The organism is Oceanobacillus sp. NCCP-135 (genome assembly GCF_059698015.1).
The window spans coordinates 22,987-48,798 of record NZ_BAAKSZ010000010.1 but is presented as its reverse complement, the minus strand read 5'-3'; the positions used below and the strand labels follow the sequence as shown (position 1 = coordinate 48,798).

Sequence of the window (25,812 nt, the reverse complement as noted above, 5' to 3'; positions counted from 1 at the left end):
GTCAATGCAAGGTGGAAATATTTAGTTTGGAATAAATCAATCTTAATTATTGGTATTATTAATAAAATTATTGCTATAAATGATATCATCTTTTCGATATTAATTTCTCCTTAGAAGCAAAAAAGGAATATTCGACGAGGACTTTATGCTCTAACAAATATTCGTTTCGTTTTACTAAAAGGAAAAGTCTACAGTCATCTTTCCTCACAGAGCTTCACGATCATACTAGCGCTTTATAATTAATTAGTCGGTTTTCTGACACATAGATTTTTGTTGGTGTCAAATTAATAACACCTTACTTAATTTAAATTCATCGATCTATACAAAAAGGATGCAAATTGTGCTCGGGATACAGCCTCCTTAGGACGAAAATTCACTTCTGTTGTTATACCATGTTGCTTTAATATTCTCACACTTGTTTTATGTGATTGCGTAACGTCATCTAGCTTAATAGCAACATTTCCTCCAGTGTCTTTAAGCTTAAATGCACGCACAATTACTGTAGCAATTTGTGCACGGCTAAGTTTACCATCATTGAACAAATCACCACTTCCTTGGAAAATTCCTTCATTATAAGTTGCAGCAATTTCCTCAGCATAATAATGATTTTTATCCACATCACTGAAATTTGCCAGAACTTCATTTAAATTACTCGGTAACGGTAAATCTAGTATTCTTGTGAAAAGTTTTGCAGCCTGAGACCTTGTAATTTCCTGTGATGGACGGTACTCTTTTAATTCTTGATCAGTAGTATATCCATTAATAGCTCCCATTTGTGCTAACGCTTGTACTGCATCATAATGTGAAGAATCTTTTTTTACATCTATAAAATTTATTTCTTCTCTTGGATTATCTTGTATTGGATCGGTAGTAATCCGTATTACATAAGGAACCTCTGACCAATGACCCGAAGCTTCATAAACTTTCAATTGGTATGTGCCTTTTTTTAACTCTATTGTTAATACCCCATCCAATATTCTTTGAAAATACGTTTCTCCCTCTTCTTTATAGAGCTCCATAACTAGATTTAAATCGTATGTATTAGAGTTAATTGTTATGTTTGAATCATTTTCTAATGTAAACTCATACCAATCTTTATCCTCAGGAAGTTGGAATTCATCTGAAAATGACTGATTTATATTTATAGGTTTTGAATTATGCCTCACATTAGCTATATCATTGCTTAATTCCGGAGCTTGTAGTTTTAAAGATTCATAGGCATCTATCACACCATAACCTAATAGATTATCCCACTTACCCGAAGAAAAATTAGATATAGTTGCCCCTTTTTCAATTGCCCATTCGATCGTAACTGGATCCCAGTTACGATGTGCTGATTTTATCAGAGCAGCAAGTCCGCTTACCATTGCAGCCGAATATGATGTTCCATGATCAACTCGATATCCTTCATTTAAGTCTGCTCCAATAATATTTGTCCCAGGTGCACTTATATCTATCGTTTTTCCATAATTGGAAAATGCTGCGCGGAGTAGATTCGCATCATACTTATTAGTAACTACATTTTTAGAAGCACCTACACTAATAACTTTTGGAAAGGATGCGGGATACATAGGCTGATCAAATCCTTCATTTCCAGAAGCTGCAACAAGCGTAATTCCCATATGATGTGCTTCTTCCAATGCTTCCATTTCCAATTTATTTAACGAAAATCCTGAATAGCTCATATTTATTATGTCTGCATCTTGCTCCATTGCATAATAAATCCCTGAAATAATATTACTATTCAATAGCTTCCCCTTTTCGTTACCTACTTTAACTGGCAATAATTTTACATTTTGTGTTATTCCGGCAATTCCTTTCCCATTAATGTTTGCACCAATAATTCCAGCAATGAAAGTACCGTGTCCATTGTCATCATCTGGAAAACTATCATTATTAACAAAATCGTAACCTGGCAGCATTCTATCACTAAGTTCTGAATGATTTCCGTTTACTCCAGTATCTAATATTGCTATAGTTACTTCTTCATCACCTTTAGCAATTTCCCAAGCATGATTCAGATTTATTTGTTCGAGGTACCATTGGTTTGCAGCATAGGGCTCGGAGGAAACATTTTTAACACATCTGACTTCATTTGGTTCAGCACTCAAAACATCATGTCTTTGTTGAAGATCTGTAATAACTTTTTGATAGTCTTCGTTTATTGGTACCTTGAAAATAAAAATATTTTTATTTTCAAGAATGCTACTTTTCGTTACATCTAGTAAATTTGAAGATATTAAGTCTATATCAGCTGTATCACTTAGTTGTATAATAATTTCTCTGTTATCTGTTGTACATTCATTATTATCAGCAGCATATGCATAACTATGTAAAGGAAAAAGTAAAAATAAAGAACAAAAAAATAATATTAAATTTTTCACCTCATTAACCCCCACTAAATTCTAAAATTTCCTTATTTATTATATCATGGATAAGTGTGTTTAAACTTAAATTATACATGGAAAATTTCTTTCGATTTTGTGGGAATTTATCAGTTTATATTGTAACTATATAATGTACAGTATCCTCTAATTAAAATTGAACAATGTATTTCATATCTTTAGCCTTATAACCAATAATAATTTTCATATTTGAGGCGAAACCAATGATTTTATAATCAATCAAGTTATAGACCTTTGCGTATAAGACAATGTATACCTAACGTGGATATAATTATATACCAACGATTCTTAGGTAATAATGCTGAAAATACATATCGAATAATGCGCAGGGGTTAGATCAAGGAATTTATGTTCAGCATCATTCTAATCTAATTAAGAACATTATTCATTTCCGGCAACACGCATTAGAAAAATGGCATTCCAGTATTGAAGAAGACCGTATAATTAATGGCAATATTCTAATTGCAAACGGAAACGGAGCAGGTATGGCAGGAGGACATAGCTTTAATTTTTGCTTTTTTTCAATATAGAAGAAAAAGAAGCCTTGCAGAGATTTACTCCACAGGACTTTCATGTAACCTATATCACTTTAGTTCTTTAAAGCAGTGAGGATCCGATCTTAATAATACGACTATCCTAAATTTACCAATCCACTATTATCTTTATCCATATTCACAGTAAATACATCTTTACCATCATTTAATTGGACTGTATTTCTTGCTTCTTCTTGCTCACATTCCTCAATCGCTAATGTTTTATCCAAAAAGGTTATCATTCGTTTAAGTGATACTAGACCGTTTGATTTATTCATTTCTAATAGCCTATCCGCAATTCTTAGCTTTCTTTCGGTAGATAGCCCTGAAAATGAAGTTAAAAACGAAAATGTTTCTAATCGTTTTACCAGTTCATTAGGTTCTTTTATTAACATTAAGTCACTAACATCCTGTTCAATAGAATTGGTAAGTTCCTTCACTTCTTTAACAGTAGCATTCTCACCAAATTCGCTAACAATTCTGGAAACGACAAAATTACGCCCTTCTTTACCTAAGTTGATAAATTTATTGCCAGCTTCTTCAATTGCATTTTCCATTAACTGCTCTTCTGCTGATGATGGCGTTTGCTCTGACTGTTCTTTAGGTAATGTCCCTATTAATGAATCTAGTTGTGCCTCTAACTTATTTTTCATTGGACACACTTGAACAGATGCCAATCTAGTCCTTAATCGTTCTGCTTCTTCTTTTGTTTCAATTGATTCAAATTCAACAACTTGATTTACTTCGTATAATCTATTAAGCCATTTAATTCGAAGTAAAATTTCCTCTTTGATTTCAAAGTCAAAGCGCAATCTATCAGTTAACTGTTCTATAGAAGTTAACTCATTACTATTTGTTATTAAGGATGTTTCTAATATAGTTAATCTTTTATTCAATTTCTTGTATAATATCTTCTCATCTATATTTTCACTAGAAGTAAATTCTACACCTTTTAAAGTTAAATTAGCTTCTGTATTTAATGGTTCTGCTTTACTGGATGGTAATTTAGAAAAGTATAGCAATATTATTCCTCCTAACAATATACCATATTTAATTATATATGATAGAGCAGCAAAAATCTAATTAAAAAGTAACATGTTACTTTTTACTCTACTAAACTAAAAAGAAAGAACCAACCATAAGGTCAGTTCTTCCTATATTGTTGCCTAGCACTTTACAAGTGTTGAGCGAATAATAATTCTTATTGAGCAGCGATTGCTGCGTCGATATCTTTGTGAATTGCTGCAATAGTTTCATAAGTAAGAGCAACACCTACGTCATTTTCATCAACTGGTAAAGCCTCAAGATAAGCTTGGGCTACTGCTAGACGAGTTACAGCATCAAGGGTATCATATGCAGCGTATTCTATACCTGATAGCGCTGTATTGACATCACTGATTTCAGAGTCGGCAGTAATAACACCGTTTATTTTATTTAAAAGTCCTTCATGTGCATTTATTGCAGCAACGATTGCTCCATCAACTGACACGCTGTCATTGTACTTAGCTTCTTTAGCCTCAAGAGCAAGATCAGCTACTTCTAACTTAGCAACGTTTGGAAGGTCAATGTAAACAGTTTTGTTAGTAGCTAATGCGTATGATGTAAATGCAGCACGCATTGCTTCTGCAGTTTTTGCATTGTTTGCTGCAACAACTGCATTTATTTGATTTACTACTGTTTTGATTACAGCTATGTCTTCTGCGTTAGTAGCGCCATTGTTGTTAGCAGCAGCATTAAGAAGTGCTTTATCTGTTAAGTATGCTGCTTTGTTAGCGTCAACTACGTTATCAAGATTTAAGTTTTCATCTTTTAATGCTGCTAATAGTTCATCTGCATTATCTGCAGCTGGTTCGGACTTTGTCGCTACTTCAGCGACTGCATCAGAAACCACATTGCCATTGGCAACGTCGATAAGATTAGCAATTTCCCCAGCTGCTACTGCTGGATCTACATTTAATGTTGCTGCATTGATATCAGTAATGTAATCAGCAATTAATGCAGTATCAATTTGATCTTTATCAAGAGCATCTGATACATCTGCTAGACGATTCAACTCTTTAATAGCTTTAGCTGTGTCTTTGTTGAAATTAGGCTGAGTTTCATCAGTTTCATAGTTTGCAAAGTTTGTCTCAATATCAGTAACTGCATTTGTCAGTGCAGTGTCATTTGCATCAACGATGATTGCTTGAATAGCAGAGGCAGAAAGTTTATCAGTAACATCTGCATCTTTAATATCTTGTAGATATTCAGCAAGAAGTACATCGTTCACTGTATCCATATCTAAAGCATCATCAAGGTCAGCTAATGTAGCTAGACGAGATTTCAATGTGTTGTTTGTTGTTGCTTCGTTTACACCGATAACAGCTTTGTGTACAGCTACACGATCAAGAAATGTTTCTTTAGTTGTTGACCCAGCTGTATCTTCTTTAATATATGTTTTGATTAAAGACTCAGCATTAGCAATTGAAGAAGATTTTAATTCTGCTTCAGCATCAACTAATACACCTGCACCTGCTAGGTCATCAATTGCAGCTTCGTTCGAATCATCAATAATTGTTTGGATAGAATCGCTTGTTACTGCATCGTACCCAGTCGCTCCTTCAAGTGTTAGTAGCGTTTTACCAGCGACAACTGTATCCGCATATGCTTCAATCCAGTCTTTATTAACACGTTCAAAATGAGTATTAAGAGCTGTCAATAATTGTGGCTGAGTTTTTGCATCAACAACAGCTTTAACTACTGCAGCTTCTTCAACATCGTCAGCTTCTTCTTTATTTACTTCATCAATTACTTCTTGTACATCAGCAACTGTTACAGCATCAGCAAATCCTTTTAATTCATATTCAGCAATTAAGTCTGCATTAACACCTGTAAAGTAGTCTGATTGAAGAGCTTCAAGCAATTCTACTTGGTTGCCAGCTTCTTTAACAGCTTCCACTGCCAACTGTGCAGAATAGTCATACTCAACACCATTTACAGTCCATACTCCTGCAGGAATGTCAGATGCTTTGTCGTATGCTTTTTCAAACACAAATACAGTTCCATCGTCACCCTCAGATAAATCTTGAGCTTTAACAGGAACAACTTTACCGCTAGGATCTTTAACTTCAACAGTTGCACCAAATTCATCAGCTTCCAGAGCAGTGAATGAAACAGTTATACCCATCGTTGTAATCGCACTTACACCTTCAACAACTACATCTTCCGCTGGTGCTTCAATTAGACCCATTGATCTAGCAAGGAAATTAGAGAATTGTCCACGGTTTGTAGTTTGATCTCCATTAAAGTCTAATTGGTTAGTAATACCATGTTGCGCTAGAATTTTCACACTATCTCTGTGAGCTTCTGTAACATCTTCCAAATTAACATTTACTTCTTCTCCAGTATCTTCAAGTTCAAATGCACGAACTAGTACTGTAGCCATTTGTGAACGATATAGAGGTCCATCATTAAATTCCCCATTATCATTTCCTTCAAAAATACCAGCTTGATATGTAGCAGCGATCTCATCAGCATAATAGTGATTTTCATCAACGTCTACTAAATTTTCTAATACTTCCGCCACATTGTTAGGTACTGGTAAGTCTAATGCTTCAGTGAACATTTTAGCTGCTTGTGAGCGTTTAATAGATTCTAAAGGTTTAAAGTACTTCGAACCATCATCTGCAGTATATCCACTTATAGCTCCAGTAGCAACTAATGCTTGCACTGCCTCGTAGTAAGATTCACCTAAAGGACCATCTTTCTGCAAATCTGTAAATTCAATCTCATCTGCAGATGCAACTACAGGTGCAATACCTGCGATTGCTGTTGTTGCTGCTAATGACGTAACAGCAAACTTTTTGAAATTCTTTTGAGCCATAAAAATTCTTCCTCCCTTAAAAAATATAATAAAATACTAATCTTTTCTAACCAACTTGTACAAGTCTAGAAAATTAGTAATATTCCTAGCAATTTATTGGTCTTCCATTAGTATAATAATAGTATATAAGTATTGTCAATATTTTACTGGTACAAATACACTATAAGATTCAGTTAATAAGTCATACCCAGTATTACGAAGGAGTACCAACTCTTGCTAGTTATTACCTATAATACTATAAGTTTTACAAAAATCAAGCGATTTGTCATCTTTTCGTTATATTAAATTTATTTATATTTCCTTTACACAAAAGGTTAATAAAGACTTTTATAGGTAGTATTTTCCAATGTCATTACATATGTAATCTATTCATAATATATCTGTATTTTCAATATAATGATCTAACCTATTTTCCATACCGAAAATTCCCTTATAAATATTTTTTTAGTTCTTTTTACTCATTTGATTATCCCGAATTCATAGACCTTTCATACAATTAAAGGACTAATTTATAAGCCCTACAGCTTATAAATTAGTCCTTATGTAAAATAACTATTTAAATAACACCTTAATAATAAACTTCGGCAATGCCAACTGTCTTTTCCATCGCCATGGTTCCTTCATTAATCGGTATAACCATTCCAGGCCGATTTTCCGAAACAAGCCTGGAGCTCTTTTAACATTTCCTGCAAGAACATCAAAAGATCCTCCAACGCCCTGGAAAACTAGTGTATTAAGATTGTTCTTGTTCTTGATAATCCATTCTTCCTGTCTTGGGCTACCCATTGCAACGAATATTATGTCAGGATTTGCTTGATTTATTGTATCTATAATCTGGTTGTTATCTTTTACATAACCATCTAAGACCCCAGCAATCTGAAGCGTTGGGTGTATTTGCTGTAATTTATTTTTTGCTATTTCAGCAATGCCAGGCTTACCGCCATATAAAAATATCTTCTTATTTTTATTTGCAGCTTCCTCTACTAAGTGCATCATTAAATCAATACCAGTGATCCGGTTTTTAATTTTCCCTTTTTGTAATTTAGAGGCAATTAATAAACCGACTCCATCTGGTATTTGGAAATCAGCCGAATTAATCAAATTAAGTAATCCCTGATCATTGGATGCTTTCATAATTTTCTCAGGGTTTACAGCAACAATAAAAGATTGCTTATGTTCCTCAATCTTTTCAAAAACCTTTTGAGTTAAGCTTTGATAGGATTCATTTGAAACATGAACCCCTAGAATTGTTTCTTTATCGGACAATTTCCTCACCTGTTCTTTGCATCACCTAGACGATAAAACATAAATCCTGCTTCTCGCCATATATTTTCATCCAAGCAATTTTTTGTATCTAAAATAAGCTTTGTATTCATAGCTTTTCCAATTTCATTTGGATCGTATTCTTTAAATTGAATATGATCTGTTAATAGAACTATAATATCTGAATTACGAATCGTTTCATCCAAAGTAAGCGACTGCTTTTCAAGTCTAATATCTTCAATGAAAGGATCATAAACCATATAATCCATACTTGCTTCTTTTAAACTTTCGATTACTGTAAGGGTTGGACTTTCCCTCATGTCATCTACATTACCTTTGTAAGACAATCCAAGAAGAGCAACTTTAGGTGATGTCACATTATTTTTTGTTGCTATATCTTTAACCTTATTTACTACATAAGCTGGCATATGATCATTTCTTTGTCTTGCAAGGCTAATCATTTTAGCTTCATCAGGTTGCAGTTCCGCTAAGAACCATGGATCTACCGCAATGCAATGACCCCCTACACCAGGTCCTGGCTGATGTATATTGACACGCGGATGGTAATTAGCAAGTTTGATTGCTTCCCATACATTGACTCCGATGTTATCACTGATTCTGGCAAGTTCATTGGCAAATGCAATATTGACATCACGATACGTATTTTCAATAACCTTGACCATTTCTGCTGTTGTCGCATCTGTCAGATGAATGTCGCCTTTTACAAAGGATTTATACAGTTCTTTTGTAAGCTCACCTGCTTTTCTTGTATACCCTCCTACAATTCGATCATTTTTTTCCAGCTCTTCAAAGATCTTACCTGGGATAACTCGTTCTGGTGAATGAGAAATATAAATATCCTCTTTTACATCTAAATTTGTTTTTTCCAATATAGGTAACATTACATCTTCAACAGTCCTTGGTGGCACCGTTGATTCCAGTATAATTAATGACCCCTTTTGAATGTATGGAACAATACTTTCGGTAGCAGCTCTTACGTAATCCATGTTTGCAACCTTTTCTTCGGTGATCGGAGAAGGAACTGCAATTATATAAGCATCAGCGTTTACAGGTTTTGTGGATACAGATAAATGTCCATTTTCAATTACAGCTTCTAACGCTTCCTGTAATCCTGGTTCCTTTATATGAAGTTGTTTCTTTGATAGTGATTCGACAATTTTTTCATTTACATCTACACCATGAACGTTAAAACCATGTTTAGCAAACATGACAGAAGTAGGTAAGCCAATGTAGCCAAGACCTACTACACAAATTGATTTCATAACTAATTCTCCTTCGTTGTTGTATATATTTATTCATTTTTTTATAATTGTACTTTGTTGATAATCATCCATTAATAATATGTCAATTTATCCAGAAATTCAAGCATGGGAAAAAACAATCTTTATTCTAATGAATTGATTTTACCATCTATCCTTTACTAAAGATATAATTGACAAATAAAATTACATATTTATATTATACAGTTATATATCTAACTATGATATAATATTTTAGGATTAATCTGGCAAAATATGTCGAGAGAAAGGAGTAAATAATATTGACAGAGAACGTTCTTATTATTATTCCAGCTTTTAATGAAGAAGCTAATATTTACAATACATTAAAATTACTAAATGATACAACGAAATATAATTATATCGTAGTTAATGATGGTTCTACAGATAACACAAAAAAAATATTAGAAGATAATAATTTTAATTATATAAACCTTCCAGTTAATTTAGGTATTGGAGGGGCAATGCAAACTGGCTATAAATATGCTCTAAGAAACAATTATGACTATGCGATACAACTTGATGCGGATGGGCAACACGATCCGATTGACTTGCATAATCTCGTAAGCGAAATTAAAAGAACCAATTACGATATGGTGATTGGTTCTCGTTTTGTAGAAAAAAGTAATTATAAAGGTAGTTTAATTCGAAGAGTGGGTATTTATTATTTTTATTATATGATACTTTTGATGGCAAGATTAAAAATAACCGATTCAACCTCAGGATATCGAATTGTGAATAAAAAAGTGATTAAGGAATTTACTAAATATTATCCCGTAGACTATCCAGAAGTGGAAGTATTAGTTTATTTAGCAAGTAAAAAATACCGTATTAAAGAAATTAAAGTGGAGATGAATGCTAGACAAGGAGGGAAATCTTCCATTACTCCAATGAAATCATTTTATTACATGATCAAAGTAACATATTTCTCATTTGTGAGGTCAGTTTTTTAAGGAGGTCATATGGATACGGTTCAAATTATTTCAATTATTGTAGCTTTGCTGTTTTTTATACAAGTGTTATATTATACTTCAAAAAATAAGTTACAGGATCAACAAGCTTTTATATGGATTATTCTTGCAACTGCAGGGTTATTAGTTGCTATTTTTATGAACACCTTGAATTCCTTAGCAAGGTTATTGGGAATTGCCTACATGCCCACACTTGTATTTCTAGCCGGATTCTTAATTATATTAAATTTATTAATTTTCCATACTACCAGTATTTCTAAACATCAGGAAAAAATAAAAACGTTATCACAAGAGCTTGCATTCCTATCAAAAGAAGTAAAGGAGCTAAAAAAAGAAACACATAATAAATAACTAAAAAAGATGGTGTGCGAACGTGAGTTTTATAAATTTTATTTTAATTTTATCAAATACATTGATCCTTGTCTCAGGACAATTTTTGTGGAAGTACGGGATGATGCAACGAAATGACAGTTTTCAAAGTATTCAGGATATCATATCACTATTGTTATCTCCATTTATTCTAAGTGGTTTGGTATTATACGGATTTGCAACAATATTATGGTTGTTTATCCTTACAAGAGTACCATTAAGTGTTGCATATCCCATCCAAAGCATGGCTTATATATTTGCAGTATTTGGAGCATATTTTATATTTAATGAAACACTTTCAATTGCTAAGGTTATTGGTGTTTTATTTATTATGATTGGTGTTTCCTTAATAGGATTAACATCCAATTCTTTGTAAGGAGTATTAATTAATGATACAAAGATATTCTCGAGGGTTCTTTTCAAACAAATATATACATAACTTAATTTGGTTAATTTTATTGATGGCTTTAGGTCTCCGATTAGCTGCTCTATTAACCTATGGCCTCTCGCTAACTTTAAATAGTGATGATGAAGCGTATGTTAGAAGTGCGGTGAATTTCCTTCAAACAGGAACATTAATGTACCATATTGATGAGCCTATTCCAACTGTTCATATCATGCCTGGACAGACACTGTTATTAGCATCCATATTTTTTATTTTTGGAACTGATGATATTGGAATGTATGCAGCAAAGATTTTTATGATACTCTTAGGTGTAACGAGTGTTTATATGGTCTATCTCATTGGTAAATACATCAGCAACGTATATATTGGATTATTAGCTGCAGCTATGCTAGCAGTTTTTATTCCACAAATTCTTACAGACAACTTATTGTTAACCGAGACGCCTTTTATGCTGTCTTTCCTTGGTATGGTTTATTTTTCAATACGGTTGGCTAACGAACATAAAATGTCACACTTTTATTTGCTTATGATGTGTTACCTTATTGGCATTATGTTTAAAGCAACTATAGCATTATTTCCATTAATATTACTTATTTATCTTATTTTAAAAAAATACCCGTTAAAACTGGCTGTCAAACAATTTCTGATAGCATTTGCTTTATTGCTTATTGTACTTGGTCCATGGTGGATAAGAAATTATATCCATTATGAAAAATTCATCCCTTTAACTGGCGGTGCTGGAAATCCACTTCTCCTTGGTACTTATCAAGGGCATGGTTATTTATACGGCGAGGATTATGATAGTGTAGTAGACGGCATTGAGGAACTAAATCTAAATGCTTTTGAACGTATGAAACTGCAAGAAGAAGTTGCTAAAATGCGTATAAGTACTTGGTGGAAAACCAACAGAGATACATTCCTCGAAAGCTATGTCCTCATGAAAACACAGAGACAATGGGAAACACAATTTTATTGGATAGAAATATTTAACGTCTCTAAGGAGTTTATAAATAAAATTCATCTAAATATTATGTACATGGGGCTATTCTCCTTACTTATTATTCCCTTTATGAAGGGTAGATGGAAAGAATACTTATTCCTTCTATTTTTGGTTATATATAACACGATTTTAAACGACATATTTTTTTCCTATGATCGTTATAATCAGCCGTTTATGTTTATTGTATTCATCATGATATCTACTTTTATAGTGGTTATCATACAGAAATTAATAGGGATAGTGAATAAGCCGAAACTTTCCAGCACATGAATAATAAAACAAACCCCAGAAAATCTATAAAATAGATCTCTGGGGTTCTTTCTTTATTAAATTCTATTTCTACCCTAAGAGTTTTCCATTGCTCTATATAAGAATGAAGCAAATTGCCCGCGTAACACGGTCTCTGTTGGACGGAAGTTTTTCTCAGTAGTAATTTCATACTGTTTTAAAATTTTTACACTTTCTTTATGTGATTCGGGTACATCATTTAGATTAATTTCTACTTCTTCACCTGTATCAACCAGATCAAATGCTCTCACAATTACACTCGCCATTTGTGCACGTGTTAGAGGGCCATCCATAAAATTGCCACTACTTCCTTGAAAAATATCCGCTTCATATACAGCAGCAATTTCATCTGCATAATAGTGAGAATCATCAATATCATTGAATTTTCCAAGAATTGCTTCTACATTCTGTGGAATTGGAAAATCAAGTGCATTCGTAAATATCTTTGCAGTTTGAGAGCGTGTAATCTTTCCATTGGGTCTAAACTCTTTTGTTCCTTCTTTAAGCGTAAAACCATTTATCGCGCCCATATCTACTAACGCATAAATACCTACATAATGAGATGAATCTCCATAAACATCAATAAAATTTATTCCAGGGTTAGATGATATTTCTGTGTTCACATAGCTTGAATGTATCCAAACCTGCTTTCCAGCTAACATTCCTCTATACCAAATATTACTTCCTACTTTTTCAGTAAGATTAACTTCAAATAGTCTTCCAGCAAAAGGTGATAAATCATCAAATACTTTATTCTTCACTCCACCCCAAGCTTTATCATATGCTTTTCCGGTTCCTTTAACTACGAGTGTTTTACTTTTCTTATCTACACCTGCGTGTTTATGAACAGTCATGTCTCGATCTTTAATCCAACCAATTGTTCCTGTGATACTGCTCGGATTTCTACTTGCCAAGTAATAAGTTGTACCACCTACATTAATTTCTCGTTTTATATAATATACTTCACTAGTAAAATCTGAACCAGCTGTAGTATAGCTATTCAAATCAAATACATCATCATAGATAAGTACTTTACTTGAATTAATATGTCCCAGCTTACTTGTACTGTATGTGTTCTTAGCGATCAATTCATGATATTTGACATCAACTAGGTTGACAAAGTCATTCCAATTATAACCCCATTGTGCGAAATACCCATGTGGATCAACATGAGTCGTTCCACCCAAGTGTTTGCTAACCGCATTGTGAGACCAAAGCGTACCTTTTCCACTTTTTTCAGCACTTGTAACATCTAAGTTATAATTAAATAGGATTGATGCAATATAATAAGCATAATTATTAATAGAACTTGCGAATTCATGGAAGTTATGTACTCTTACTAATTCAACATGAACAAATCTTTGATTTGCGTATCTTCCAGCTCCCCATGCACCATAATCAGGTGGGTGAATCTCAATTATGTTAGATCCATCTATAAAGGCATGTACAAATGCATTTTTATGATTCCTGGACATATAAGCAATTTCGTTTGTAATTGTTGAGTTAGGATTAGCAGTTTCATGTGCTACTACACCTTCAACCTTCCCAAATCCGTTTCGATAATTAAATTTCGTAAAGTCACTATTATGATCATATTCGATTGTTGTTGTTGCTAGATTGTTAGTTAAAATATAGTTATTTACATCGGGATAATTAGCACCCATTATGGAAGCTCGCGTTTTGGTCTGCTCATGCTCTGGATGTTCACTTTCAAATACTCCATCTCTCCAGCCTTCTGGTATATATTGGAGTTCACTTTCACTAAGTTCGCTTATATCTTCACCGTATACTTCTGTCCCAATCTTAATACCCAATTCATTGTATTCTTCTTTATCATTCTCTGAATCTGTACTTTCTACTACTTCAGTATTGTTCTCTCTTTCTTGTTCTTGAACTTTTTCATTACTTTTCTCTATATTTTCTTCAGCTAAAATATGTATTGGATAGAATGAAGTATAAATTAAAAGAGCAATGACTAAGATGACTATTTTTTTCATAGATACCTCCAATTTTTTTTAATCTTATATATTAACTCTTGCTAAAGATTGGTAAAAAAGAAGGCTTTACATGAAGTGTTTTGCATGGATAACAGAAAGCTATTATTAGCTAACGAATCATGCTTTTGAAAGCTTCACGTAAAACCAGCTACTATTCTTATATTTATTTCTACCTATGCTAATAGCAAGATTTTTTCCTTTCAAGATGAAATCTTGAAGATTGCTAGATTCAGATCGATCTATTTCCTCACCTTACTACCTTCCACCAACCTCAACAATGGCCGGTACCTATCACTAACCAATCCAGTCACTTCTACTATAAGTTCCACTAGAATAAGCAATCCAACAATAATTAATGTCGATCCCCACATGGTGGCACGTGTGAATACAATTGCTGCAACACTAAACAAACTGCTCATTGCGTAAATCATAATAACTGTTTGACGGTGGGTAAATCCTAAATTGATTAAGCAATGATGCAAGTGCAATTTATCAGGTGCGGATAATGGTTTCTTTTGAATAATACGACGGACAATCGCAAATATTGTATCCAGTATTGGTACACCCAGAATAATAATCGGTACAATCAATGAAAATACTGCGACATTTTTAAAGAGACCCATTACCGCTAGAACACTAATCATATACCCTAGAAACAGTGACCCCGTATCTCCCATGAAAATCTTTGCCGGATGGAAATTATACACTAAAAATCCTAATGTGCTACCTAGCATAATTAAACCAATTAATGCGATTAAAGGATTTCCCATTGAGATAGCTAATCCAGAGATTGTTAGTATTGCGATAGATGAAACACCTGCAGCTAAACCGTCCAATCCATCTATTAGATTAATAGCATTTGTAATTGCTACAATCCAGATGATCGTAATCGGGATAGCCAGATAACCAAAATGAAGCATCTCTCCATTTGGCAGTGTAATAAACTCCATCTGCACACCGCCTAGAACCGTAACAAGCGCTGCGAGTATTTGTCCTGCAAGTTTCATTTTTGCTGTCAATTCTATTAAATCATCAAGTATTCCTGTTGTTATAATAATAATAGCCCCAACTAGAATCGGCCAAGCTTGGATCGTTTCTGGCAGGAAAATCAGAAATCCGATCAAAAAGCCTGAGAAGATGGCCAGCCCGCCAAGTCTGGGCATTAATTTCTTATGGATTTTTCTCTCATTCGGTTTGTCAACTGCTCCAATTTTAATCGCTAATTTTTTTACCAAAGGTGTTATTAATAATGCTGCAATAAAACAAATTACCAAAGCAATGTATTCCATCTAGATCCTCCTATGACTGGTACATATACAGTTAATTTTCTTCTATAATTATAGACGATACCTTTATATAAACGTTACATTATTTTAGACTCTATGAAGCTATTGCCAAACATTCCCTATAATTATATATAATTAGTATTATAAAATCAATAGCAAAAAATTAGAAGCTATTAATCTCTGATTTTTATACTTCAAGCAAACAGCTTTATTTAGAAAGTTTCTTTTCTTCAATAAAAAAACCTTAGAAATAGACATATAGTCTTAATCAAGGTTTTTATAAACGTTTTAAATTAAAATATTCGATTCCTCTATACCCTACCTATACACCCGCACATACCTCTCCCCACGCTTCAACCCAAACAACGCAACTAAACCCAACAAAGGCAATGCGACCAAATAAATATATTTCACCTTTGCCAATTTCCCTGATCTGCCACACTTTTCCATCAAACACTCACCTGCTTCCAATCCACAGCTTCCGGATAATGAAAAGCCTTAAATTTCTCCAATTCATCTGTCGTAACTAATATAGAAGGAAACTTTTTCAAATACTGCATTTGTTCGATTTTATTGACTGTCCAGACGACTACCTGTATTCCGCACGCTTCACATTTTTTAATAAACTTTTCGTCAAGGACTGCAAATTTAACTGCAATATACTTGGCGTCGAGCTTGTTCAAAAGACGGAAATGCGAACGTTTCAGCTTGTTGACGAGTGGGCCGAGCTGCAGATCTATGGAAAGCGTTCGTAATTTTGCAAGTGATTTATAATCAAATGAGATGAGATAAACCTGGTCGATCATGCCTGTACGTTTAATCACCGTATATACTTTTTCTTCCATTCCGCTATACAGCTTCGGATCCTTCAGTTCGATTGCTACGATAATCCGACCTTTGGCGAGTAATAACACTTCTTCCAAGGTGGGTATTTGTTCATCGTGATTTATGGTGAACTGTCGTAATTCGCTTAGTGTGTAATCCCGTATTTCACCTGTTCCATCTGTCATTCGATCGATCCTGTGATCATGCATGACGACTGGAATTCCATCTTTGCTGACATGTACATCAAGTTCCATGTGCGAGAAGCCTAGTTCAATAGCAGCTTGAAAAGAAGACATCGTATTTTCCGGATATTTCGCTGGGTACCCTCTGTGCCCGATTCCACGTATACTCATTAAAATTCTCCTCTCAGTCTATAAGATTTTGGCTTATGGGTTGTTCTATTTATCATTATAAAAGACCTTTATTAAGAAGATATTAGAAATGGGTAAATTTTTTGTAAATATTAAATGGCAGTGAAATAAGGATATTTGCTTTACTACCGAAAAGATTCTTCTAACATAGAGTTAAGATAATTTATGATCCGCCTTCCCACGTGGCAAACCACGATTCAATCTGGGCAATGTTTTTCGTTTCAGATATTGAATAACGACGTACATGAGGTAGGCTAGAATAAAAACTGCGGGTGTAAACGTGAGCTTCCATAGGATCGTCTCCTCTATATGAACCAGTTGCAATCTCGACATCATAATGCGAATACACTCCATCACAAATACATGTACAACATATATCCCTACCGCATTGGCACCAATTTTGGATACCAATGAACTTTTTCCAACTTTATTATGTTTCATGATGAATAAGAAGAGTATCATGTTGAAAGGAATTGTTGCCAGAAAGTAATTTTGATCATTCCCTTCCAATAGTCTTATCGTGACATATCCTTCGATTACTTGAATTGCCATCAATAAAATAAGCAAACTGATATATAATGATGATGGTACTTTCATTGCTGTATGCTTTATTTTCTGTGCATTTGCAGCTATAAATCCCCCGAGTGCAGTATAGAACAGACCGAAAAACAAAGTATCCCTTGTTGTTAATGTGACCTCATAAATAAATGAATAAGACTGGCCGAATACCCCATAAATATTCAACCCAAGCCCTATCATTAGAAGCAATGGCAATAATTTTATTTTCATGCATGCAAATAGAATAATGATCGACCAAATTAGCGCAAGCAAGAACCATAAATGATACTGCGAATGACCGGCCCCATAATAAAAAAGCTCCCACGTGAATATACTTGACATATAATCGATAAACATTGCCTGCAAAGCCTGGCTTGTCTTGTCTGTTTCCATATATTTAATCCCTAAGTCAAATATAAAATAAAAAACAAACCATGCCAGCCATAGCTTTCCAAGTTTTACCGTGTATTTTTTAAAATAATTCAGCTGGTGTTTTGTAATTTCTGTTGGATATATAGTCGCAATGCTGTTCACTTTTTGCACAAATAAATACCCTGCAGCCATAAAAAAGAATGGCACCGCAAATCGAGCAGCAATGTCTATTATAAAATCAATATCATCTCCATGAATCGCTCCTATTTGAACACCACTGACTGTCCCTGTATGAATACATACGACAGCGAATATCGCAAAAAACTTTATAAAATCAATGCTGTAATTACGTTCCATGCTGTAGTCACTTCCCTAGTTGATTGGTTGGTTAATAAATCCTTTCCTGCTGTTTCTATACGCTATAATACCGTTCGAATAAACAGGTGAATTTACGGGAAGCTCTAGTCAGGAAGTATTTTCTAACTTAGTAGTAGGTGGCTTCATCAAAAAAACAATCAACATATGATACGATGAAGATAATACCAATTTAAACTTGGAGGGAAATCTTATCATGACAAAGGAAAACCATAAGCACTTAGTTGAGGAAATTCATCATGAGGCAATGATTATCGACGCACATTTCGATCTCCTTTACGATGTAGCGGCACAACGGAGCCTGGGACGTAAGCGAGTGATTGAAACAGATCATCTTCCTCATTTTTTAAAAGGGGGGTGGAATATTATCTCATCCTCCATTTACCTCGATGATACGGATTTACCGGAGATGGCACTACGCAAGGCTTTGAATCAGGTGAGCTGTCTTTATAGGGAGATCGAGGAATCTCCGGATAAGATCATGCTTTGTAAAAATACGAATGATATTATGCAGGCTAAACAAAGTGGGAAAATTGGAATCATGCTTTCTTTTGAAGGTGTTGAGCCACTGGGAGAAGATGTGACACTATTACGTGTGTTTTATGAATTGGGCGTGCGTCTGATTGGACTTACCTGGAGTCGGAGAAATGCGGCAGGTGATGGGTGCGCATTTGACTTTTCCGACCGGGCAATGACTGGTGGAATCACGGACTTTGGCCTTTCTGTCATTACAGAGGCAGAGCGACTCGGGATGATTATGGATGTAACTCATATTAATGATCAGGGATTTTCTGATATTATCAAGCACTCCCATCAGCCAGTGATTGCATCACATTCCAATGCACGCACCATTGCTAATACGCCCCGGAATTTAACGAATGACCAGTTAAGGGCAATTGCGGATTCCGGTGGGGTTGCCGGGATTAACGCTGTAAGTATAATTGCTTCGGAAATCGATGAAGCTGCAACTATTGAAAAGCTGGTGGATCATATTGAACATATGGTATCAGTTGTGGGAATTGATCATGTTGGGCTGGGACTGGATTTATGTAATCTGTTTAATAAATATTCATCTCCTGAAGAGGGGGATAAGCTGCCACATAAGGCCTTTGATATTTTAGGCGATCATGGAGAACTGAGTGAGCTTACCTATGCATTGTTGGAGAGAGGATTGAAGAAGGAGGATGTGCTGAAGATTTATGGTGGGAATATGCTGCGGGTTTATGGGGAGGTTTTGGGGTAAGCAGTGATTAGCTTGCCTCGATTTAATTGATCAAACGTTTGATTAATAAATTCTAGCCAAATTATGTAGTAGTAAAAATGTATAAGTTTGCCTATATATCCTACATTATAGTAAAGTATATATAGTTATCGGAATTGTCTGAGCACTTTTAGAGGAGGAATATTCATGTCTGATAGAAAGACCAAGCAAAGTTTAAGTAATTTAGAGAAAGCATTGGGAAGACTGGAAGAAGCTCTAAATGAAGATGATACGAATAGCTTGTATATCGATGGTACAATACAACGTTTCGAATTTACATTTGAACTCTATTGGAACACGCTACAACGCTTACTTGCTGAAGAGGGAATTGATGCAAAAAGCCCTAGAGAAACGCTAAAGCATTCTTTTTCCATTGATTGGTTAGAGAATGAGCATGTATGGTTACAAATGCTGCGTGATAGAATTGAAACATCCCATGTGTATGACGAAGAAAAAGCAAGGGAACTATATAATAATATCGTCGTGTACTTCCCAGAGATGAAATCTACTTATGAACTATTAAAGAAAAAATATCAAGGATGAGGGAGTGAATCACTTGATAATTGAGCAAAGGCTATTGGAACAATTACATGGGGTCGGTCAACGAATAGATACAATTAATAAAATTATTCTATTTGGCTCAAGAGCAATCGGAGACAACACAGAAAAGTCCGATATAGATTTGGCATTTGTCGCCCCTAATATCCTGGATTCCCGAAAAAAACACTATTTTATAACGAGGAATGTGATTATAAAGAGATTTAGACATACACATCTTCGTTACATATATTTTTATATAACGAGGCAAGAATGTTGTTGTATCGGCAATTGTAGACTACCTCGTTATAAATTCCGGGAAGCCAAGTAATATGACAAAAGGGAATAGACAGAATTAACTTTTAATTCAATCGTACAAGAGACCTTTTATAAGCAGGATATCTATGCTTTTTTTAGTATGTATTTTCAGAAGAGTACTGATTTATCCTATATGTCTAAAAAGGGGAAAATTGGCCCTTGCGCAAAAATATCTTTGGACCTGAGTATATATCTTTTACTCCATATTTATGCTATATTATAGTTATCAAACTATTCCAAATAGGGGCTATGCGTATGAAGAAAATCAATCATCCGCATGATAAACTATTTAAAGAGACATTTAGCGATCTTGATGTAACAACAGATTTTATTAATAATTATTTACCTGAGGAAATTTTGGATATAATAGATGTAGGAACATTGGCAGCGACGAAGGATAGTTTTATTGAGCCTAAGCTACAAGATGCATACTCAGACCTGTTATTTAGTGTAAATATGGATGGTAACAAAGGCTATTTGTACTTTTTTTTCGAACATAAAAGTTATCAAGCACCAGATATTGCTTTTCAGCTTCTGGGATATATGCTCCAAATATGGAACCAACTGTTAACAAAAGAAAAGACAAAAGAATTGCCTGTCATTGTTCCATTAATTATTTATCATGGAAGTGAAAGTTGGGAAAGTCCTAAAACAATTGGCAACCGGATTCGTAACTATAATAATTTTCCGCAGCATATTCAGAAGTGTGTGCCAAATTATGAGTTCTATTATTATGATTTTTCTTCAGACGGCAAGGAAGAAATCAAGGGAAACGCCAAGTTACAGGCCTATTTGGAATTGTCAAAACATATCTTCGTCAAGGATATAAGGGAATTGATGGATACTGTTATAACAATTGATAAAATGTTAAGTAACTATTATCCTGACTATTTTGCTACAGTGCTGTTTTACGTATTAAGTGCCCGTGATGGTGTGCCTGTAGAAACATTAAAAGCGGAATTATCGATTGAAGGGAGGAAGCGACTGATGTCAACTGCTGAACGATTAAGATCTGAAGGGATGCAGGAAGGATTGAAAGAAGGTTTGGAGAAAGGTCTGGAGAAAGGTCTGGAGAAAGGTCTAAAAAGAGGAAAATTGGAAATGGCAAAGAAACTATTACGTTTAGACATGGATAAGAGACAAATTATCGAGGTAACCGATTTATCGGCTGAAGAAATTGAGCAAATAAAAAAGGATATGCAGTAAATAATTGCGTGGGGAAGCCCATCCCATGTATATGATGATGAAAAGGCAAGAGAAATATATACCAATATCATAGTGTATTTCCCAGAAATGTAATCTACTTGTAAACCAACAATAGGCTAATTGTAGATTGTTGGTTGCCTATCAACCTGGGAAAGCTGTGTGATAACTCTCTCAGCTTGTGCACGAACCGGGAAAAGTCTTGCGACAACCTCCCCAATCTATGCACCTACCCAGTAAAGTCGTGCACCTTTCCAGAAAACTCATACAATACAAATAAAGCTGCCGAGCACCACGGCCCGACAGCTTCTTACTAAGCCAGCACCCACCATCAGATGCTAGCTCCTATTTAAAAGGTTTACTCCATCTCAACCCTTATCCAAAAAATCCCCAAAGGCCTCCAATAAACGACCAAACTCTTTCAAAAAAACCGCCGATTCTGTCTTTCCAATTTCCATTACCATTTCCATTTCCTTTATCCCGCTTCTCAATTACGATTTCATCAACCGTTTCATGTCCGCCGAGATCGACGACTTTAAATTCGAATACATTTTCTCCATCTTCCAGATCCACTTCTACTTCAATGGTTTCCTTGAAGCGATTCATTCCATATGGCTGGGATAGCTCGTTTTTATAAACATGATTTCCATTCACATACAGTTTGATGTCATCAAAGTTGTCCTTGATGTCTGCGTGAAGTGTAATGGTATCAGAATCAACTTTCTTAGGACCTTTTGATTTCACTTTCAGCTTGGCTTTTTCCGTATCGACAAAATATCTGCGACCAATTTCCGTCTCATTTCCAGCATTATCCACTGCTTTAATGTGGTGGAAATAGTAGCCGTCTTTTTTATGCTTAACAGTTAAGGAAAAATCATAACGTTCCTCCGCTTCATTATAGACAAGCTCTGCTTTCTTGCCGTCAACTGTTACCTCTTTAACACCGGATTCATCTGTTACATATCCGGTGAATTCTACTTCTTTACTAGTTTCCACACCAAGGAATTCAGGTGTTAACAGGCGAAGATTTGGCACGGTCACGTCTTCCTCCACCTCTTCCACTGCCTCTTCTTCCACTGCATTACCAGCAAAATCAACTGCGACAACAGTAATGGTTTGATCCTCATCTACATCTACCAATTGATGCTCTGTTTCGCCTTCAACATATGGCTCTTCCAGCACGGATTCACCGTCAACTAATACATCCCAATAAGCTAGTCCACTTCCATCAGCAGTATCTGCAGCGTCTACTGTAACTACCTGTTCAGCATTAATTGTTGCTGCCAATTCGGGTGCTGTTGTATCAAGCAATACCGGAACAGTTACGGACTGCCACTCAGCATCTTCAAAGTCAATAACTCCTTCAACCTGCAAGTAGTATTGTCCCTCGTCCGCTACCTTACCATTCACTTTTCCATCCCATGCACGTGATCCATCCAAGGAGTACATTGGTGCCAATCCACTGTCATAATAGTTCTTTCTTAAATTAGATTCGAGTGCAATGGTTCGAACAACCTCTTCATTTTCATCCAACACATTAAATTTTGCTTCGCTTGCATTTCTGAGCAACGACAGGATCATTAAGGCATCATCCTGCACGCCATCCTCATTTGGTGAGAAGGCAATTTTCTCAGGGTCAATTGCTCCTGTTACCAGGTCTTCACCCAAGAATCCGAAACTATCCTCCCCTAGTGACGTAACAACACCTGTCATGCCATAATACGTATCGGCTTCCCATATTGGAGTATCAAATATGGGCGCACTGTCCCATTCGCCTTTAAAACCAACATATGGAACAGTCAGTTTTGGATTGATGTCTGTTGGGTCTGTCAAGGTAACGAAACCTTCCAGCCAGTAACCATTTGTGAAATAGGATGTAAGTTCCGCATCTACTCCACTTACATCAATCGTTACAGTTACAGCTGTCGTGCCATTTGCTGGAACTTCAATGGAGCTGACTTCTTCTCCATTTATAGTAGCTGTTGCCATGCCCTCCAGATCAAATGCACCAAACATATTCGGTGCTACAACAAACTCCTCCCCAGCATTTACCGGGCTATCTGTTTGCACATTTGCTTCCACATCATACGTTACAGCTTCATCGGAGAAGTTTTCAGCTGTTAATTCAAATGTCACCTGATTATCTGTTACTTCTTTTAACGCAACCTTTGCCTCATTTGTAGTTGATTCAGTTACAACAACGGGTGTTGATAATGCTGCATGAAGCTGCATCATCCCAGCACCCTGACGACGTGGTGATACAAGGGCTCCGTCAAATTCAACCTGTTTTGCTGTGTTCAACATTATATTTTTGGTAAGATTTACCCGATCTGCACCGTCATAGCCAAATTCCTGATCCACTCGCTCAAGTATGAGTGCACTACCACCTGACACATGAGGAGCAGCCATGGATGTACCACTCATCAGCCCATACTCGTTATCATTTAATGTTGATAAAATTTGTCCGCCTGGTGCAGTTATTTCCGGTTTGAAATCAAGGTCTGGTGTTAATCCCCAAGAACTAAAGGCACTCATTTCACCAGCTGCCGGGTTATCAATCGTAGTTGATCCACCTGTAAATTCGATTGCTACTGCTTGTCCATTGTTAATCGCCGCAGCAAGTTTGTCCCCATCACTTTTTAACATAAACAGCTGCGGAATCGTAATCGCAGGATCTGTTGCCATATTAACGACACCGTCTGTATTATTGTAAATAATGACACCTTCAGCTCCGGCAGCCTGCGCATTCAATGCTTTATCCGTAAACGCTAATTCACCACGCTGAATCAGTGCATATTTTCCTGCAACATCCTGATCTTCGAAATCCTCAGGATAACCAAGTCCTGCTTCTATTAACTCATATGACTTCTGCGCCACATCATTTGGATGCACAGCACCTGCTGAAAGGAAAGCAGATGTATTCGTTTCCCCATCAATGGTTACCTCTAATGCATCGACACCCATAAACGTATTTTCATAGGAAGCTACCTGCAATGACTCATAGGAAACTCCCGGTGACCCTACGACACCATAATCAGGATTGGTTACTAATGGATAATAGTAGCCATCTGCGAACAGCGCTGAATTCCCTGCAGAAATAGACATTAGAACGCCATTATCCACTGCACGTTTTATCGCTTGCTGTTCCGGAGATTCAGGATCAACAAAACCTGCTGTTGCACCAAGACTCATATTTAATACATCAGCACCTAACTTGATTGCATCATCAATTGCCTTAATATAAATATCCCCATAGGTTGATTGGAATTCCGGGTCATTTCCAAAAACCTTTAATGCCAACAGCTGTGCTTCAGGAGCAATCCCTAAAATACCGCCATTTTCTTCATCTCCATTTGCTCCAACTGTTCCAGCCACATGCATCCCATGGTAGTTTGCTTCTGCATGGATTTCACGAATTTCATCATTTTCATCCATGTAGTTGTAGCCATAGGGAACTTTTTCCGTGTAAAATTGACCTGGCAGACCTTCATCTGCAACAGTTTGGTTCACGGATTCCTCTGTGAGTTTTGCCGTTTCATTGTCTGATAGGATCATGTCCTGGTGAGATGGGTCAATTCCCGTATCAATGATTCCAACAACCATTCCCTCACCTTTATAGCCATAATCACGCCACGCTTTTTGCGCCTCTACCAATTCTTTACTGTATTTCATTTCCGGTTTAGCAATGGGACGTTCATATTCATTAACGATATGTACCATTTTAACGTCCGGAAGTGCTTTAATCGTTTCAATATCCTTTTGCTTTACTTCAGCACTAAATCCATTCACTACTGTGGTAAATTCCTGTAAAAATTTAGCGTTGACCTGTTTGTTTTTCATATTATCTTTTACAGCTTTTTGTTTTGCTTTCGCTGCTGTTTCAAGCTTTTTCTTTTCAGATTTTTGCAGCTTGTCATATGTTACGCCCTGCTTTGTTGCTTTAATAATTGGCGCTTCTTCGTTCATTTCCACGATAACCCTTAATTCCTCTTCCGGGTCTGTGGTATCTTCCAATTTTTCCTTTGTTGGATTTACTTTCTTCTGTAGACTATCCGGCAGTGATTGTACCCCCATTGCACTGGCATAGGTAAAATTGCCGAGTGCCAGCAATACTGCCAAAAATAGAATAGCAATTCTTTTTAACATAAAACTCCCCCTCGATTTAATGGATGGTTACCTTGAAAACTTGGCATTCGCTTTAGATTACTAAGCGATGTCAAACCCCGCACTTGGCCGTAAAGAAATATGGATATACTTTCTTCACTGCTAAAATATAGAAAAATTCCCCCTCTCCACCGAAAAGTTCTGAGTCTT

The 25,812-nt window shown here is 35.6% G+C and carries 18 protein-coding genes; 8 read left to right on the top strand and 10 right to left on the bottom strand.

Features of this window, described 5'->3' with window-relative positions:
• Positions 1–299: 299 nt before the first annotated feature.
• The 5 genes from AC6HVZ_RS09120 to AC6HVZ_RS09100 form a co-directional block, all read right to left on the bottom strand.
• Positions 300–2,384: a S8 family peptidase gene (locus AC6HVZ_RS09120; protein ID WP_497557835.1), complete on the bottom strand. Its 2,085-nt coding sequence runs from the start codon at positions 2,382–2,384 to the stop codon at positions 300–302.
• 652 nt (positions 2,385–3,036) lie between these two features.
• On the bottom strand, positions 3,037–3,960 hold the full coding sequence (locus tag AC6HVZ_RS09115) for a hypothetical protein (RefSeq protein WP_497557834.1): 924 nt from the start codon (positions 3,958–3,960) through the stop codon (positions 3,037–3,039).
• Between the two features lie 179 nt (positions 3,961–4,139).
• Positions 4,140–6,800: an S-layer homology domain-containing protein gene (locus AC6HVZ_RS09110; RefSeq protein WP_497557833.1), complete on the bottom strand. Its 2,661-nt coding sequence runs from the start codon at positions 6,798–6,800 to the stop codon at positions 4,140–4,142.
• A gap of 552 nt (positions 6,801–7,352) precedes the next feature.
• Positions 7,353–8,066 carry a WecB/TagA/CpsF family glycosyltransferase gene (locus tag AC6HVZ_RS09105; protein ID WP_497557832.1) on the bottom strand — a complete coding sequence of 238 codons (714 nt, stop codon included), beginning with the start codon at positions 8,064–8,066 and terminating at the stop codon, positions 7,353–7,355.
• Between the two features lie 5 nt (positions 8,067–8,071).
• Positions 8,072–9,346 carry a nucleotide sugar dehydrogenase gene (locus tag AC6HVZ_RS09100; protein WP_497557831.1) on the bottom strand — a complete coding sequence of 425 codons (1,275 nt, stop codon included), beginning with the start codon at positions 9,344–9,346 and terminating at the stop codon, positions 8,072–8,074.
• 275 nt (positions 9,347–9,621) lie between these two features.
• On the opposite strand from AC6HVZ_RS09100, the gene AC6HVZ_RS09095 reads away from it, so the two are divergent.
• From AC6HVZ_RS09095 to AC6HVZ_RS09080, 4 genes are read left to right on the top strand one after another with little or no spacing between them, the layout of a single operon-like run.
• A complete protein-coding gene (locus tag AC6HVZ_RS09095; protein WP_497557894.1) occupies positions 9,622–10,314 on the top strand; it encodes a glycosyltransferase family 2 protein in 693 nt (230 codons plus the stop codon).
• A 9-nt stretch (positions 10,315–10,323) separates the two neighbouring features.
• Positions 10,324–10,683: a DUF2304 domain-containing protein gene (locus AC6HVZ_RS09090; RefSeq protein ID WP_497557830.1), complete on the top strand. Its 360-nt coding sequence runs from the start codon at positions 10,324–10,326 to the stop codon at positions 10,681–10,683.
• Positions 10,684–10,705: 22 nt separating this feature from the next.
• Entirely contained in the window at positions 10,706–11,077 is a 372-nt protein-coding gene (locus AC6HVZ_RS09085) for an EamA family transporter (RefSeq protein WP_497557829.1), read from the top strand.
• Between the two features lie 13 nt (positions 11,078–11,090).
• The gene (locus tag AC6HVZ_RS09080) at positions 11,091–12,377 is read left to right on the top strand and encodes an ArnT family glycosyltransferase (protein ID WP_497557828.1); all 1,287 of its coding nucleotides are present in this window, start codon (positions 11,091–11,093) and stop codon (positions 12,375–12,377) included.
• A 74-nt stretch (positions 12,378–12,451) separates the two neighbouring features.
• Here the strand turns inward: AC6HVZ_RS09080 and AC6HVZ_RS09075 are convergent, their stop codons facing one another.
• The 4 genes from AC6HVZ_RS09075 to AC6HVZ_RS09060 form a co-directional block, all read right to left on the bottom strand.
• Positions 12,452–14,392: an S-layer homology domain-containing protein gene (locus AC6HVZ_RS09075; RefSeq protein ID WP_497557827.1), complete on the bottom strand. Its 1,941-nt coding sequence runs from the start codon at positions 14,390–14,392 to the stop codon at positions 12,452–12,454.
• 239 nt (positions 14,393–14,631) lie between these two features.
• The gene (locus AC6HVZ_RS09070) at positions 14,632–15,681 is read right to left on the bottom strand and encodes a glycosyltransferase family 4 protein (RefSeq protein WP_497557826.1); all 1,050 of its coding nucleotides are present in this window, start codon (positions 15,679–15,681) and stop codon (positions 14,632–14,634) included.
• A gap of 446 nt (positions 15,682–16,127) precedes the next feature.
• Positions 16,128–16,856 (bottom strand): glycerophosphodiester phosphodiesterase, encoded by a 729-nt coding sequence (locus AC6HVZ_RS09065; RefSeq protein ID WP_497557825.1) that lies wholly within the window; start codon positions 16,854–16,856, stop codon positions 16,128–16,130.
• A gap of 171 nt (positions 16,857–17,027) precedes the next feature.
• Positions 17,028–18,161: an acyltransferase gene (locus AC6HVZ_RS09060; RefSeq protein ID WP_497557824.1), complete on the bottom strand. Its 1,134-nt coding sequence runs from the start codon at positions 18,159–18,161 to the stop codon at positions 17,028–17,030.
• A gap of 214 nt (positions 18,162–18,375) precedes the next feature.
• On the opposite strand from AC6HVZ_RS09060, the gene AC6HVZ_RS09055 reads away from it, so the two are divergent.
• The 4 genes from AC6HVZ_RS09055 to AC6HVZ_RS09040 all read left to right on the top strand — a co-directional run bounded on the left by AC6HVZ_RS09055 (position 18,376) and on the right by AC6HVZ_RS09040 (position 21,501).
• Positions 18,376–19,422, top strand: a complete 1,047-nt coding sequence (locus AC6HVZ_RS09055) for a dipeptidase (protein ID WP_497557823.1) — start codon at positions 18,376–18,378, stop codon at positions 19,420–19,422.
• A gap of 165 nt (positions 19,423–19,587) precedes the next feature.
• Positions 19,588–19,983 carry a nucleotidyltransferase substrate binding protein gene (locus AC6HVZ_RS09050; protein WP_497557822.1) on the top strand — a complete coding sequence of 132 codons (396 nt, stop codon included), beginning with the start codon at positions 19,588–19,590 and terminating at the stop codon, positions 19,981–19,983.
• 4 nt (positions 19,984–19,987) lie between these two features.
• Positions 19,988–20,308 (top strand): nucleotidyltransferase domain-containing protein, encoded by a 321-nt coding sequence (locus AC6HVZ_RS09045; RefSeq protein WP_497557821.1) that lies wholly within the window; start codon positions 19,988–19,990, stop codon positions 20,306–20,308.
• Positions 20,309–20,550: 242 nt separating this feature from the next.
• Entirely contained in the window at positions 20,551–21,501 is a 951-nt protein-coding gene (locus AC6HVZ_RS09040; protein WP_497557820.1) for an Rpn family recombination-promoting nuclease/putative transposase, read from the top strand.
• A 372-nt stretch (positions 21,502–21,873) separates the two neighbouring features.
• Here AC6HVZ_RS09040 and AC6HVZ_RS09035 read toward each other — a convergent pair whose 3' ends face one another.
• Complete coding sequence (locus tag AC6HVZ_RS09035; RefSeq protein WP_497557819.1) at positions 21,874–25,644, bottom strand: S8 family serine peptidase; 3,771 nt, start codon at positions 25,642–25,644, stop codon at positions 21,874–21,876.
• Between the last annotated feature and the right edge of the window lie 168 nt (positions 25,645–25,812).

Excerpts from the sequence above, each read along its gene's own strand:
- AC6HVZ_RS09080 (WP_497557828.1), top strand. The coding sequence starts at position 11,091 with ATGATACAAAGATATTCTCGAGGGTTCTTTTCAAACAAATATATACAT.
- AC6HVZ_RS09075 (WP_497557827.1), bottom strand. The coding sequence starts at position 14,392 with ATGAAAAAAATAGTCATCTTAGTCATTGCTCTTTTAATTTATACTTCA.
- AC6HVZ_RS09055 (WP_497557823.1), top strand. The coding sequence starts at position 18,376 with ATGACAAAGGAAAACCATAAGCACTTAGTTGAGGAAATTCATCATGAG.
- AC6HVZ_RS09090 (WP_497557830.1), top strand. The coding sequence starts at position 10,324 with ATGGATACGGTTCAAATTATTTCAATTATTGTAGCTTTGCTGTTTTTT.
- AC6HVZ_RS09070 (WP_497557826.1), bottom strand. The coding sequence starts at position 15,681 with ATGGAATACATTGCTTTGGTAATTTGTTTTATTGCAGCATTATTAATA.
- AC6HVZ_RS09100 (WP_497557831.1), bottom strand. The coding sequence starts at position 9,346 with ATGAAATCAATTTGTGTAGTAGGTCTTGGCTACATTGGCTTACCTACT.
- AC6HVZ_RS09050 (WP_497557822.1), top strand. The coding sequence starts at position 19,588 with ATGTCTGATAGAAAGACCAAGCAAAGTTTAAGTAATTTAGAGAAAGCA.
- AC6HVZ_RS09110 (WP_497557833.1), bottom strand. The coding sequence starts at position 6,800 with ATGGCTCAAAAGAATTTCAAAAAGTTTGCTGTTACGTCATTAGCAGCA.
- AC6HVZ_RS09065 (WP_497557825.1), bottom strand. The coding sequence starts at position 16,856 with ATGAGTATACGTGGAATCGGGCACAGAGGGTACCCAGCGAAATATCCG.
- AC6HVZ_RS09035 (WP_497557819.1), bottom strand. The coding sequence starts at position 25,644 with ATGTTAAAAAGAATTGCTATTCTATTTTTGGCAGTATTGCTGGCACTC.
- AC6HVZ_RS09060 (WP_497557824.1), bottom strand. The coding sequence starts at position 18,161 with ATGGAACGTAATTACAGCATTGATTTTATAAAGTTTTTTGCGATATTC.
- AC6HVZ_RS09040 (WP_497557820.1), top strand. The coding sequence starts at position 20,551 with ATGAAGAAAATCAATCATCCGCATGATAAACTATTTAAAGAGACATTT.